This window comes from Kitasatospora sp. NPDC001660 (assembly GCF_053596725.1).
Genome location: NZ_JBSFGU010000062.1, coordinates 20,233 through 33,336 on the forward strand (window position 1 = coordinate 20,233; position 13,104 = coordinate 33,336).

At 69.4% G+C, this 13,104-nt stretch carries 15 protein-coding genes and 1 pseudogene; 8 read left to right on the forward strand and 8 right to left on the reverse strand.

Annotation, left to right across the window (positions count from 1 at the left end; translation table 11 throughout):
• Positions 1-46: 46 nt before the first annotated feature.
• On the forward strand, positions 47-1,249 hold the full coding sequence (locus ACWCXH_RS35940; RefSeq protein WP_449805708.1) for an IS110 family transposase: 1,203 nt from the start codon (positions 47-49) through the stop codon (positions 1,247-1,249).
• A gap of 18 nt (positions 1,250-1,267) precedes the next feature.
• Here the strand turns inward: ACWCXH_RS35940 and ACWCXH_RS35945 are convergent, their stop codons facing one another.
• From ACWCXH_RS35945 to ACWCXH_RS35955, 3 genes are all read right to left on the reverse strand, one after another.
• Positions 1,268-1,501, reverse strand: coding sequence for a hypothetical protein (locus tag ACWCXH_RS35945; RefSeq protein WP_449805709.1), 234 nt, complete (start codon positions 1,499-1,501; stop codon positions 1,268-1,270).
• 514 nt (positions 1,502-2,015) lie between these two features.
• Positions 2,016-3,296 (reverse strand): M20 metallopeptidase family protein, encoded by a 1,281-nt coding sequence (locus ACWCXH_RS35950; RefSeq protein ID WP_449805710.1) that lies wholly within the window; start codon positions 3,294-3,296, stop codon positions 2,016-2,018.
• A 722-nt stretch (positions 3,297-4,018) separates the two neighbouring features.
• A complete protein-coding gene (locus ACWCXH_RS35955) occupies positions 4,019-4,567 on the reverse strand; it encodes a group II intron maturase-specific domain-containing protein (protein WP_449805711.1) in 549 nt (182 codons plus the stop codon).
• Between ACWCXH_RS35955 and ACWCXH_RS35960 the strand changes: the two genes are divergently transcribed.
• The 3 genes from ACWCXH_RS35960 (at position 4,562) to ACWCXH_RS35970 (ending at position 6,596) form a co-directional block, all read left to right on the forward strand.
• Entirely contained in the window at positions 4,562-4,765 is a 204-nt protein-coding gene (locus tag ACWCXH_RS35960; RefSeq protein ID WP_449805712.1) for a hypothetical protein, read from the forward strand. The two genes, ACWCXH_RS35955 and ACWCXH_RS35960, sit on opposite strands and share 6 nt — an antisense overlap.
• Positions 4,766-4,894: 129 nt before the next feature.
• Complete coding sequence (locus tag ACWCXH_RS35965) at positions 4,895-6,082, forward strand: HEAT repeat domain-containing protein (protein ID WP_449805713.1); 1,188 nt, start codon at positions 4,895-4,897, stop codon at positions 6,080-6,082.
• Positions 6,083-6,350: 268 nt separating this feature from the next.
• Entirely contained in the window at positions 6,351-6,596 is a 246-nt protein-coding gene (locus tag ACWCXH_RS35970) for a hypothetical protein (RefSeq protein WP_449805714.1), read from the forward strand.
• A gap of 646 nt (positions 6,597-7,242) precedes the next feature.
• On the opposite strand, the gene ACWCXH_RS35975 is transcribed toward ACWCXH_RS35970, so the two are convergent.
• Positions 7,243-8,142 carry a helix-turn-helix domain-containing protein gene (locus ACWCXH_RS35975; RefSeq protein WP_449805715.1) on the reverse strand — a complete coding sequence of 300 codons (900 nt, stop codon included), beginning with the start codon at positions 8,140-8,142 and terminating at the stop codon, positions 7,243-7,245.
• Positions 8,143-8,312: 170 nt separating this feature from the next.
• On the opposite strand from ACWCXH_RS35975, the gene ACWCXH_RS35980 reads away from it, so the two are divergent.
• From ACWCXH_RS35980 to ACWCXH_RS35990, 3 genes are all read left to right on the forward strand, one after another.
• On the forward strand, positions 8,313-8,972 hold the full coding sequence (locus ACWCXH_RS35980; RefSeq protein WP_449805716.1) for a DsbA family protein: 660 nt from the start codon (positions 8,313-8,315) through the stop codon (positions 8,970-8,972).
• Between the two features lie 34 nt (positions 8,973-9,006).
• Positions 9,007-9,777, forward strand: coding sequence for a nuclear transport factor 2 family protein (locus tag ACWCXH_RS35985; protein WP_449805717.1), 771 nt, complete (start codon positions 9,007-9,009; stop codon positions 9,775-9,777).
• Positions 9,778-9,976: 199 nt separating this feature from the next.
• On the forward strand, positions 9,977-10,570 hold the full coding sequence (locus ACWCXH_RS35990) for a DUF2867 domain-containing protein (RefSeq protein WP_449805718.1): 594 nt from the start codon (positions 9,977-9,979) through the stop codon (positions 10,568-10,570).
• 10 nt (positions 10,571-10,580) lie between these two features.
• On the opposite strand, the pseudogene ACWCXH_RS35995 reads toward ACWCXH_RS35990, so the two are convergent.
• The 4 genes and pseudogenes from ACWCXH_RS35995 to ACWCXH_RS36010 form a co-directional block, all read right to left on the reverse strand.
• A pseudogene (locus ACWCXH_RS35995) lies at positions 10,581-10,889 on the reverse strand (transposase); the annotation flags it as partial.
• Positions 10,823-11,083 (reverse strand): helix-turn-helix domain-containing protein, encoded by a 261-nt coding sequence (locus tag ACWCXH_RS36000; RefSeq protein WP_449805719.1) that lies wholly within the window; start codon positions 11,081-11,083, stop codon positions 10,823-10,825. The gene ACWCXH_RS36000 and the pseudogene ACWCXH_RS35995, both read right to left, overlap by 67 nt.
• A gap of 71 nt (positions 11,084-11,154) precedes the next feature.
• The gene (locus ACWCXH_RS36005) at positions 11,155-11,511 is read right to left on the reverse strand and encodes an ArsR/SmtB family transcription factor (protein WP_449805720.1); all 357 of its coding nucleotides are present in this window, start codon (positions 11,509-11,511) and stop codon (positions 11,155-11,157) included.
• Positions 11,508-11,960, reverse strand: a complete 453-nt coding sequence (locus ACWCXH_RS36010; protein WP_449805721.1) for an SRPBCC family protein — start codon at positions 11,958-11,960, stop codon at positions 11,508-11,510. The genes ACWCXH_RS36005 and ACWCXH_RS36010 overlap by 4 nt, the downstream gene beginning before the upstream one ends.
• 149 nt (positions 11,961-12,109) lie before the next feature.
• Between ACWCXH_RS36010 and ACWCXH_RS36015 the strand changes: the two genes are divergently transcribed.
• Positions 12,110-12,984 (forward strand): IS5 family transposase gene (locus ACWCXH_RS36015; protein WP_449805722.1). Its coding sequence is split into 2 segments (ribosomal slippage): positions 12,110-12,499 and positions 12,502-12,984, totalling 873 coding nucleotides; the frame shifts between segments, so codons are not numbered across the junction.
• The last annotated feature ends 120 nt before the right edge of the window (positions 12,985-13,104 follow it).

Genomic DNA, 13,104 nt, shown 5'->3' on the forward strand with positions numbered 1-13,104 from the left:
GGTGCCGAGGCAAGGCCGGACGAAGGCGTGATGGAGGGGCCTGCACGTGATCGACACCGGCGACATCGACGTCTTCCTCGGCCTGGACGTCGGCAAGGGCGAACACCACGCCACCGCCGTCACCCCGGCCGGGAAGAAGGCGTTCGACAAGCGCCTGCCCAACACCGAACCCAAACTCCGCGAGCTGTTCGCGAAACTCCAGGCCAAGCACGGGACCGTGCTGGTCGTGGTCGATCAGCCGGCCTCGATCGGAGCCCTGCCGCTGGCGGTCGCCCGCGACATGGGCTGCCCGGTCGCCTACCTGCCGGGACTGACGATGCGGCGGATCGCGGACCTCTACCCCGGCGAGGCGAAGACCGACGCGAGAGACGCGTTCATCATCGCGGACGCAGCCCGCGCGATGCCGCACACGCTGCGGGCCATCGACGGCGAGGACGAGACGATCGCCGAGCTGGAGATGATCGTCGGCTTCGACGACGACCTGGCCGGCGAAGCGACCAGAGTCGCGAACCGGCTCCACGGCCTGCTGACACAGATCCATCCGTCGCTGGAGCGGGTGCTGGGGCCGCGGTTGCAGCACCCGGCTGTCCTCACGCTGCTGGAGCGGTTCGGGTCCCCGGCACAGATACGCAAGGTGGGCCGTCGGCGGCTGGTCACACTGCTGCGGCCGAAGGCGCCGAGGATGGCCGAGTGGCTGGTCGAGGAGATCTTCGCCGCGCTGGACGAGCAGACCGTGACCGTTCCGGGGACCGAGGCGGCCACGCTGATCGTCCCGAGCCTGGCCGGCTCGCTGGCCGCCGTCCTCGACCAGCGGAAACTCCTGGCCGGGCGGATCGAGGAACTCCTGGAGGCCCACCCTCTTTCGAAAGTCCTGACGTCGATGCCGGGGGTCGGCGTCAGGACCGGCGCCCGTATCCTGATCGAGGTCGGCGACGGCAGCACCTTCCCGACCGCCGGTCACCTCGCCGCCTACGCCGGTCTCGCCCCAGCGACCCGGAGCTCAGGCTCCTCGATCCGCGGCGAACAGCCTTCCCGGAGAGGAAACAAGCAGCTCAAACGGGCTTTCTTCCTCTCCGCGTTCGCCGCACTCGGCGACCCCGCATCGCGGGCCTACTACGACAAGAAGATCGCCCAAGGGAAGCACCACACCCAGGCCCTGCTCTGCCTCGCCAGACGCCGGGCCGACGTCCTGTTCGCGATGCTCCGCGACGGGACCCTCTACGAGCCCCAACCGGCTGTGGCCAGGTGAGGAGTCCAGACCGCTCGGTCAATCCTCCGGCCTAAGCCTCTGACGAGCCGCCTCAAGCCGCTCGTCATAGTCGGATGCGAACAGCTCAGGAAGTGCCTTGTCGAGCGTTCCGGCGATCCGATGGATCGGCGCCCAGACCGCCGGATCGTCGACAACCCGGCTGAGGTCCGTCATCTGAAGCTTCTCCAGCCAGTGCGACAGCACCAGTGCCTCGTCACTCGTCAGCTGGATCGTGACCTGGCTATCACTCATGCACACCCCCACGGCTCGGCCCGCCCTTGCCCGCACGAACCTACTGGTCTTGGACCTTGACCAAACACATAGGGGCACCCCCGGCGGGGGGACCGGCGCCGGGCTCGCACTCTTTCGGTCAGGGTCGGCGTCAACTTCTGTACGCCGAGGCCAATCTTGTGACCCACAACCAGACAAGCAAAAGAGCACCCGGTTCACGCAGATGGGCCAATGCGATTTCACGCAAAGATCACTCCTGGACACAAGGAGTGATCCAGGCATATGCCAGTAGCCTTTGCTAGGTAGACGCCGCAAGGCAAATCACCATTACCGTTGAGCACTTGACAAGTCACCCAAAGACACAGGCGTGACCAGCATCACTCAATCCGTGTGCGGATCTCCCGTTTACACCCATGACGACGCCTTTGCCGGAACGGATTGACGCCTGGCTTTGTTCGGGCAGCGAATGTTCAGCACTTCCGACAGCACGGCTCCTTCATGCTGTTTCGTTGCTGCGACCGCTGGTGGCCCGGGTTCACGGACGAAGCATGCCGGTGAGGTGGTCGAGGGCGACGTGGGCATGCAAGCGGACGCCGATGGCCAGGGTGTCGTCGTCGACGTAGAAGTGGGGGTTGTGATTGAAGGCCAACCCGCGGCCGCCGGGGGTGGCCTCAAGCCCGCCCCCTGGGGTGAAGTCCAGGTCCTGGACGCCGAGCAGCACGTAGAGGCCGCCGTAGGCGTTGACGAACTCGGAGACGTCGTCATAGCTGAGGGTCGGTGGGGTCTGCACGACGCGGTCCGTGCCGACGACTCGGCGGAACGTCGGCAGTCCGGCGTCGAGCCACTCCTCGCGGTTGTGCACGGCGGGCACATCCTGGAGGTAGTTGACGGTGGCGGTGCAGTGGTGGGCGGCGGCGGTGTGCTCGGCCAGGCTGGTCAGCCGCTGCTGCAACTCGGCCATGTCGGCCTCGACGGAGCAGCGGATGGTGCCCCAGAGCGTGACACTCTCGCCGATGATGTTGAAGCGCCCGACGTCCTCCACGTGGCCGATGGTGACGGTGATCGGGTCGGCAGCCGGGATCTGGCGGTAGAGCTGGCCGATGCCGGTGAGCAGCGCGCCGGCGGCGGGCATGGGGTCGACGCCCTCCCAGGGGGTGGAGCCGTGGACCTGACGGCCGGTGATGACGATCTTCATCAGGCTGGAGGCGGCGAACTGGTTGCCCGCGCGGTAGCCCACGTACCCCTTGGGCAGTGGTGCCACGTGCATGCCGAAGGCCATGGTGGGGACTGGGTCGGCGCATGCGCCCTGACGCAGCATTTCCCGCGCCCCGCCGCTCTCGTCCACCGGTGGGCCTTCCTCGGCGGGTTGGAACACGAAGAGCACCGTGCCGGGCAGTTGCTCGCGTACGCCGGCCAGCACGGTGGCGGCTCCCAGCAGCATCGCGGTGTGTGCGTCGTGGCCGCAGGCGTGCGAGACGGGGAACGGGCCGCCCGGATAGTCCTCGTCGACGACGTCGGAGGCGAACGGGGCCCCGCACAGGTCCTTGACCGGGAGTGCGTCGATGTCGGCGCGCAGTGCCACGACCCGCTCACCGGGCCGGCCGCCGCGCAGGACGCCGACGACCCCGTGGCCCGCGATGCCGGTGCGCACCTGGTCCAGTCCGAGGGCGCGCAGTTGCTCTTCGATCAGTCTGGAGGTCGCGGCCTCGCGGTTGGGCAGCTCCGGGTACTGGTGCAGGTGCCGCCGCCAGGCCACCACCTGCTCGGCGACTCCGGCGGCCCGGCGATCCAGCTCGGCGTGGTCGAGGTCGGGCACAGGAGCCTCCGAGATCGTTCGGGACTGGACTCGACACTAACCGGGCCATGTTCCTCCGGCACCGCCGGAATCGTCCGGACAAGCGATGCCGCCGCCCCGATCTCGGGACCGGTCAGTGGGAGCAGCGTCCCGACTGTTCGATTTCGCCAGTCGCAACAGTGCTGTCGGCAGTGCTGAACATTCGCTGCCCAAACTCGTGAACAGAAGCCAGACGCCCGCTCACACGGCCGAGCCGCACCGCCACGCGCCGCCCAGCCACTCCACAGACCCCTGACCGGACGACGACCGGGTCCCGGCCGCACCGCTCCGGCCTCGGGGCAACGCTTCGCCACAGCCCGAGCGCCTCGCCCCGGAGGCGCGTGAGACCCGCCTGCCGCGCAGGCGGGCCTCACATCGGAACGGATGGAGTCTCTCCAGGCCAACCTTTCGCGCGGTCCGACCGGATGTCGCCGCCCGGCTCCCTTTGCGGTTCGCCGTGGCAGGCCCGGTCACGACACGGAGCCGGACCAGGGCCCGGACCTGCTGCAGCGGGTTTACGGCATCGCCGCGGAGGACACGCGCGCCAAGGTCGCCCCTAGGCGCAGCGCGTGATCATTCTGGATTCCAGCGCTCTGTCCGCGCTGGCCGCCGGTCACCCGCGTCTGCACCGGATCGTGGATGCTGCTCTGCACAGCCCGTTCCAGCATCTGCTGGTGCCGGTGCTGTGCCTGGTCGAGGCCGAGTCACGAGAACTTCGATGTCCATGCCCAGTGGGCGAAAAGCCTCGGGTACTGGCGCGTGACGCGCTTCCAGCACGCATGGGCCTTCTTGAACATCTGGAGCCGCTTGTACTTCTTGCGGATCCAGCGCATCAGGTAGGCGTTGATGCGCCGGAGGAGGTGGTGCAGCGCGGAGCGGTAGAACGCTCCGTAGTACTGCAACCAGCCCCGCACCATCGGGTTGATGTGACGGGCGAGGTCGACAAAGGTGAGGTTGATCCGCCGGTGGAGCCGCCAGGAGCGGACCTCCGAACTGATCTTCTTCGGGGCGTCCTTGCTGATCGCGGGCAGGAAGCTGGTGAAGTTCACGCCCTTCCTGTTCCGCGCCTCCCGGGCTCGGAACGTGAACCCCAGGAAGGTGAACGACGTGTGCTCGTACGAGCCCCGCCGGTTCCCGTCCTTGCAGTACACGATCCGGGTCTTGTCGGGGTGCAGCCGCAGCCCGACTTCTTCCATCCTGTTCGCGAGCGCCGCCAGCACGTGGCGGGCCTGGCTCTCGCTGGCGCAGTGCACGACCGCGTCGTCCGCATACCGTTCGAACTGGATGCCCGGATTCCCGAACTGTCGATGGGCGAGCGGATCGCACTGATCGCGGTCTGCGCGCTGGCCGCGGCGATGCCCCGCACGGTGCTCGGCGACCTGAAGCGCGAGCTGCCCGCCTGGCCGCCACGATGGACGCCGCCGTGGCAGCCGGTGTCCTCTGGCAGGTGACCTTGACCAATTGCCACACGACCTTGACCGTTCCGGGCGGTGGCAAGCCATCGCACCGCAGCCGAAACCAACGCCGGGCTTGCCGGAAACTCATTCGCACCCCGTCCCGTTCGCAGACACAATCGGCCGGTGGATCTTCCCTTGCTACTGGCTGCTGTCGAACGCGGAGACGACGACGCGGCGCTCGAACTCCTGCATGACGCCACCGCGGACGACCTGGCCTGCGATGACGCTGTGACCCTGCTGGCCGCCGCTGCGGAGGCCGGACGCGACCGGGTCGTCGACCACCTGGTCCTCTGGGACGTGGACGTGACCCGCCTCTGGGACGGCGGCGTCGACCCCGTGACGTGGGCGGCCGAGAACGGCCGGTACTGGGTGCTGCACGCCCTGCTGTCCCGCAGCCGTGACGCGCTGAGCAGCGACAGCCCGCACCGGCGTGCGCTGCGCGCCGCGCAGCAGGCACTCGCATCCGGGGTGGGGGCCGGGAGCGAGCCGCCACCCGCGCACCGGGCGGTCATCACCGATCTGGAGGCCGAGCTCGGCATCCGCTGCTCGCCGGACGAGTTGATGGCCCGCGCTCTGGTGCATGCCGATCCCGACCACGACGACTGGTGGGTTTCGGTTTTCCACCTGGGGCGCCGGATCGACTGGGAGACCTTCAACTGGGCCCTTGAAGCCGCCCAGGATGCGTCCGACCTCGACCGCAGGCGCTTCGGACTGGACACGATTAATCACCTGTCGATCGGGTTCAGCATCCGCGTCGACGAGGACGACGACACGGAACTTCCCTTCGCCCGTGAGGCGGAGGAGTTCCTGCGCCCGCTGCTGGACAGCGAACAGGACCCCCGTGCCCTCGCTATCGTCATTGCCGCCTTCGCCTCCTACTCCTCCGTCGACGCGGTCGCGGCGGTCCGTGACCACGCCTACCACCCCGACCCCAGGGTCCGGGCGTGCGTCTCCACGATCCTCCACACCAACACTGCCAAGCACGAGGACGCCCTCTCCGCCCTGATCCACCTGGCCGACGATCCCGTGCCCGTGACCCGGACGAACGCCATCTACAAGCTCGCCGCGTCCGCTGTCGACACTCCCGAACTGCGCGCGGTCTTCGCCACCCATCTGGCGGACCCGTCCTTCGACGCCCGTCTGGAGGCCGCCGCAGGCCTCGCCCTGCGCGATGACGAACGCGGCCAGGCGGCTCTCGACAAGATCCGCTCCGGCATCAAGAACATGAACAGCCCTGGCTGGGGCCGCCTCGGCGACATCAACCACATGCTGCGCGTACGCGCCGAAACAGCCGGAACAAGCGCCCGTTAGCCACTGACGCGGCACCACCAGGAGCCGGCCGTCCCGGTCGACAAGGCCGAGGCACGGCGGCTGACCTGCGCGCTGCGCGAGTCGGTGAAACAGGTGCGCACCGCCGTCCTGGTGCTGGCCGAGCGGGTGCGTGAGGCGCACCACGGCAGCGGCCAGCACCGGCCATGCGGTTGCGCGGCTGCGCTTCTACGCCCGTCACGGAGCCCGAGCCCTTGACCTGCCCTACTTCCAGCCCTCGCTAGGTCCCGGCCGGGACCGCGTCTACGGCATGCTTCTTCTCGTCCTCGGCGTCGGAACCGACGTGTGGGCGGTGCCGGCAGAACCGGTCCGCCTGTTCCTCACCGACTACCTGCTCGGCACCGAGGGCGACCTCGGCACCGACCAGGCGACTCGCGACCTGCAGGCCGCAGCGGCCCGCCAGGGCGGTATCCCGCTGCTCCCGCTACTCCCGCTCGACCAGAGCAGCAGCCTGCCCCGGTCCGTGCCGCCGCCCTCACTGCCGCCGACCCCATAGGCGATGCCGCCGCCCAGGACAACCAACGTTCCGTTGGGGTACTGCCCGTCGAAGTAGGGCGGGCGCCAGCCGCGCGGCACGGCGCAGCGGCTGCCCGAACCTCGCCGCGGTATCCGGGTTGAGTCGTTGCGTTACCGATCGTCGCGCTCACGGCCGGAGCCGGGAAGACCGCCGCTAGTGTCCTGCGGCTGGCCTGAGCCGACGGGCCCCGGCAAGGGAGCGGATCCGCACTCGAACGGATGCCGGGTCGGCTCCGGTCAGCTGCGGCATTCACCGCACCCGCCCTCGACGCGGACGCCGACGCCCCCGCGCCCTGGCTCGCCACCCTTTCCATCCCCGGCCCATCCCTCGGCGAACGCGTCTCCCGGCAGGGCCCCCTCCCCCGCCCGAGGGCCGCCGCCTCGCCGCCGGACTCGCCGAGGCCCTCCGGGTCAGGCATGAGGGTCATTCGTGTCCGCGGCGTGCATCGATGACGATGGCGACACGACGGCACTCGCCAAGGCCGCCCCCGCCGTTGGCCAGTCGGTGGCGGAGAGCCCGGATTGGTTCTCGACGTTGGTCGAGGACTGGACCCATCCACCGCCTGGTGGAGTCGCGGGCGGCGTGACTTCGGCCGAGCAGCCGGCCCGGTCGGTCGTTGTCCACGTCAGCCAGGGTTGTGGCCGCGGGTGGTGGTGCGGAAGGCGATGGGGGTGGTTCCGGTGCGCTGGTGGAAGTACTTGCTGAAGTTGGTGGCGCTGGAGAAGCCGAGGCGGTCGGCGATCTGGGCGGCGGACTGGTCGGTGTGGGCGAGCAGTCGCTTGGCCTCCAGGACCACGCGGCGGTCGATGAACTCCTTCGCGTTGAGCCCGGCGGCAGCGAGGGTGGCGCGGGACAGGGTCCGGGGGGAGTAGCCCAGGGTGTGGGCGTAGTCCTCTACACGGCGGGTGCGGGTGTGGTCGCGTTCGACGGCGTCGCGCAGGCGCAGGAAGGCCTCGCCGGGCTGGGGGGCGGGGCTGCCGGCCGGTTCGGTCAGGTAGGCCAGGCGTAGGACGAGGACGGCGAGCAGGTGGCGCAGGACGGTGGTGTGCAGGTCCGGTGGCAGACGGGTGCGGGTGTGGAATTCGCGGTCGAGCTGGTCGGCAGCCCGGTGCAGGGCGTCGTGGTCCTCGCCGAGTGGCACCAGGACAGCGGGTGCGTGCGGATCGTCGAGGCGCGCGGCAGCGGTGGTTTCGGGGTCGAGGAAGCCGGGCTGGAACAGGATCAGGGCGCCCTCGGCGTGGGTGAGATCGCCCCATTGGTGGACCTGGCCGGGTCTGACCCACAGCCAGTGGCCGGGTTGGATGGCGTGCGCGGTGAAGTCCACCGTGTGCCACAGCGTTCCGCTGGTCAGGGTCAGCAGGTGGTGGAAGTCGGGCCGCTGGGGGGTGGTGAGACTGTCGCCGGCGGCGCGTTCACGCAGTTCGGCCAGCGTTATGACCTCGACGCCTGCCGGTGTACCGGCGGGCGCGGCGAACGCCACCTCGGGGATCCCGGCAGGCGCGGTGTGTCGGTTTCTGACCATCATCAGTCGCCAGCGTACCTTGGTGGGTCCTGTCCGCGCCCCTATCGTCGGTGGTGTTGAACCAGTTCAGTGACGCCGAGCGGGGCATTCACCGTGCGGCGACTGCGGACCAGGCGCGGGTGAGGATGTCGGAAAAGGCGCATCCTGCCGTGCTGGAACAGGAGAACCCCGTGATGACCACCACCGCCTCCACGGACGGGCGGGTCAGGCTGACCTACGCCTTCGATGCCTACTGCGGCTGGTGCTACGGCTTCGGACCGGCACTGCACGACTTCGTGAAGGCCAACGGGGACCGGATCGAGGTGCGGGTGCTGTCCGGCGGCCTGTTCACCGGCTCCCGCGCGCTGCCGGTCGCGGCCTACCCACACATTCCCGGGGCCAACGCCCGGATCGCCGAGCTGACCGGCGTCGTCTTCGGCCAGGCCTACCAGCGGATGCTCGCCGAGGGCACGGTGGTGACGGACTCCACCGACGCGGCCGCGGGCCTGATCGCCCTGCGCGACCAGCCCGGCGCAGACGCCCTGGACGCGGCCGCCGCGATCCAGCGCGCCTGGTACGTCCAGGGCCGCAGCCTCTCCGACGTCCAGGTCTACCGTGACGTAGCCGCCGATCTGGGCCTGGACGCGGACGCCGTCGCCGCCGCCTACGCCTCCCCGCAGGCCCGCGCCCAGGCGCAGGCGGACTTCCTGGAGGTCCGTCGCCTGGGGGTCGAGGGCTACCCGACCCTGCTCGTGCACACCGCGCACGGCGTCGACCGCCTGGGCGGCCCGGTCTCCTCAGCCGAAACCCTCACCCGTCTGCTCGACCAGCACCTCGCCGCCACAGCCGCCTGAACCACCCCTTCGTCGCACCACCAGGAGCACCGACATGAGCACCGCCAAGGAACTGACCCTGACCGCCGCCGGCGAGATGTTCGGCGACAAGGACGTCAGCGCCGTCGACCGCTGGGTCGCCCCCGGCTACATCCAGCACAACGCCACCATCGCCGACGGCCCCGAGGGCATCCGTGCCCTGGTCGCCTCCCTCGGCCCGGACTTCCGCTACGAACTGCACCGGGTGATCGCCGACGGCGACGAGGTCGCCCTGCACGGCACCTACCACGGCTTCGGGCCCAAGCCGACCGTCGCGTTCGACATCTTCAAGGTCAAGGACGGCAAGCTCGTCGAGCACTGGGACGCCCTGCAGGCACAGGCGGACCCGGGCACCACCGCCAGCGGCCGCAGCGAGACGGACGGCCCCACCGAGATCACCGACCCCGACCGCACCGAGGCCAACCGCGCGCTGGTCACCGACCTGATCAACCAGGTCTTCCTGGCGGGCAAGGGCGACATCACCGACTACATCAGCACGACCCAGTACGACCAGCACAACCGCTACATCGCCGACGGCCTGGCCGGGCTGGGGGCGGGCATGGCCGCCTTCGCCGGGCAGGGCAAGGCCATGGCCTACCACACGCTCCACAAGGTCATCGCCGAGGGCAACTTCGTCCTGACCGTCTCCGAAGGCGCCCTCGGCGACACTCCGACCGCCTTCTACGACCTGTTCCGCGTCCAGGACGGCAAGGTCGTCGAGCACTGGGACATCACCCCCGCTATCCCGGACACCTCCACCATCCCCCACGACAACGGCCTGTTCTGACCCAACCCCGCCACCCCGCCCGCGTTCACCCGCCGGGTTCCGGCGTCACACCGCCGGAACCCGGCGAACCGGCCGGCCAGACCGCGCAGCGGCACCAACCCGGTGGGATCCGCCTGCCGACCTGCCCGAAGTGCGCGGTGATCACCTTCGCCGGGCGCGCGCCGAGCTGCATACGCCACCGTAGAGATGGGGACCGCACATGCGACTGCCCACGACCGCGCACACCTCCCGCCCCTGGCGGATCCACGAGATCGCCCCCGACTTCCGCGTCGAAGACGTGTGGGCGCTGCCGACGCCGGGTGGGCCCGACGATCTCGCACACCTGGTGCGCCAGTTCGCCGAGGGCGAGCAATCCCACACCTCGTCCCCCGGGTATCGCCTGCTCTGGGCGGCCCGCTGGAAACTCGGGGCATGGTTCGGCTGGGACGATCCGGACACCGCCCTCGGCGCCCGGGAGCGGTCGCTGCGCGACCGCCTGCCGGAGGACCTTCGCCGGGGCGCCCGCGGCCCCGACCACCACGCGCTCCCGCTCACGTCCGTCTACCAGACACACGACGAGTGGGCAGCCGAGGCGACCAACCGGACCGGGGACTCGGTCCTGCACATCGGCTGGGTTCCGGACGAAGCCGGCGGCTACCGCGGCCAGATGGCCGTCCTGGTCAAGCCGAACGGACTGCTCGGCACCGTCTACATGGCAGCTATCAAGCCGTTCCGGGTGCTTGTCCTGTACCCACAGATGCTTCGTTCGATCGGCCGCGAGTGGCAGTCAACCGCCCACCTCCGCCGCTACTGACCTCGGCGCTTCAAGGTGATGGCGGTGGGAGGTCGAGGGAGAGTCCGGTCCCGGTGAGGAAGCCGTCGAGGAGGTCGGAGCGGTACTGCAGTCGCTTGAGGCGGTTGCGGACGAGGGCTTCGAGCCGGTCGAGGGCGGCACTGGCGAGGTTCGCCAGACTGCGTTTGACGTGGGCCCACAGGTACTCGACCGCGTTCAGCTCGGGTGCATAGGCGGGCAGTACGAACACCGTCAGCCAGTCCCGCGCGTCGATCAGGTCGCGCATCGCGTGGGAGACGTGGGTGTCCAGCCGGTCCCACACCAGCACGATCGGCGCCTTGAAGCCAGCGCCCCGACGCCGTCCTCCCGCCAGGCCTGGTGCCACTGGTAGGCCGATTTCGCGGTCACCCGTAGCCTGCGGGCAACCTCCCTCGGCGGGACACCTTCGTCGAACAACGCGGCGGCCTCCAGCCGCACCGCCTCGCGGCGCTGACGTGCCTTCGCCGTCAGCCCGCCCCCATCCGCACAGCGCATACCAACGGCATAGCGCGCAAATGACCGTCAGTCAGCTACACAAACAGGCCAATCACCTCGAAGCGCCGAGGTCAGTATCCGTCGGTCTTGGTGTCCGGGGTGACGGCGGACTCGGCAAGACGCTTGATCGCCTGCAGCCGAAGGTCCCAGTCGGCCGCCAGGCTCGCCATCCACTGGGCGGTCGCCTTCAGGCTCTGCGGGGCCAGGACGTAGCGGACCTCGCGGCCGGACCGGTGCCCGGTCACCAGGCCCGCCCGGTCCAGGAGCGCGAGATGCTTCACCACCGCCTGCCTACTGACGGGCAGTTCGGCAGCCAGGGTGGTGGCGGTGGCAGTCCCCCGCACGGCCAGGACATCGAGAATCCTGCGCCGCATGGGATCGGCAAGCGCCCCCAGCACCTCATCAACCGCTTCGCCTCCGGGTGTCATACCGGAAGCTGCTCGGTGTGCTGCAGGAGTTCGGCGAGCTTCCGCGTCCAGCCCGCACCGTTCTGCTCATACCGGGCACGCCGGTCCTCCTCCGGAATGACGAGGTCGGCGAACCCGCTCTCCACCATGCGCAGCCGGGTGCCGTCACCATCCGGGCTCAGGGTGAACTCGACCAAAGTCGCGTTGGCCTCGCTCGGTTCTTCCCCTGCAGCCCCCTGTGACCAGCGGTAGGAGAAAACCCGGGGCTGCTCAACCCGCTCGATCCGGGCCGGAAGGGTGCCGTGCACCCCGTGGTCGAAGACCATCCTCCCGCCGGGACGAAGGTCGACCTCGGCGGGGCCGCCGGTGCCGAACCAGGCGCCCAGGAACTCGGCCTGGGTCAATACCTCCCAGACCCTTTCCACAGGCGCCGCGATGACGATCTCACGCTCGATGCTGTCAGCAGCCATGGTGCATACCTCCGTTAGATGCGCTACCCGATGGTTGCACGTTCACTCACAACACGCAACCGATCGGTTGCGCGAAGTCCACCCCACCCGCCGACAGTCCCACCGCCTAGTTTCAGAAGTGGATCAAGGTCATGCGATGATCACGTTTCATGGCTCGGGGAGATCTGACGGACGCCCAGTGGGCGGTGCTGGAACCGCTGCTGCCGCGCGGCATCAAGCCGGGTCGGCCGCCGGTGCACGCCAAGCGGCAGCTGATCAACGGCATACGGTTCCGTACCCGCACGGGCATACCGTGGCGGGATCTGCCCGAGCGGTACGGGCCGTGGGAGACGGTGTACGGGCTGTTCCGCCGCTGGCAGCGCGACGGCACGTGGCACCGGATTCTCGAGCAGCTCCAGGCCCGGGCCGATGCGAGGGGCCTGATCACCTGGGACATCTCCGTGGACTCCACGATCGCTCGCGCGCACCAGCACGCGGCCGGTGCGCGCAAAAGGGGGACCTGCAGGTCGAACCGCCCGGCGGCGTCTTCACCGAGCCCGACGACCACGGACTCGGACGCTCCCGCGGTGGACTGACCACCAAAATCCACCTGGCGGTCGAGCAGGCGCAGAAGCTGATGTCACTCGTGATCACGGCCGGACAGCGCGGCGACTCCCCGCAATTCCAGGTCGTCCTGGGCCGCATCCGTGTGCCACGTCTCGGCCCGGGACGGCCACGCACCCGGCCGGACAAGGTCCGCGCCGACAAGGCGTACGGCTCCCGCGCGAACCGCGTCTACCTACGCAGACGCCGCATCGGCTGCACGATCCCGGAGAAGCGCGACCAGATCGCCAACCGCAAGAAGCGCGGCTCCCGCGGCGGCCGGCCGCCGAAGTTCGACAAGGACGACTACCGGGAGCGCCACGCAGTGGAGTGCGGCATCAACCGTCTCAAGCGCCACCGCGCGGTCGCCACGAGGTACGACAAACTCGCCGTCCGCTACGAAGCGACCGTGCTGGTCGCAGCCATCAACGAGTGGCTGTGACCAGCACTTTCGAAACACGCCCTAGTACTGCAATCACAGTTACTGGTGGGGTAGTTGCGAGGTCTGCCGGTGACTGTGGTTGTGTTCTGTCGTGTCTGTGGATCTCGGGGTGGGACAGAT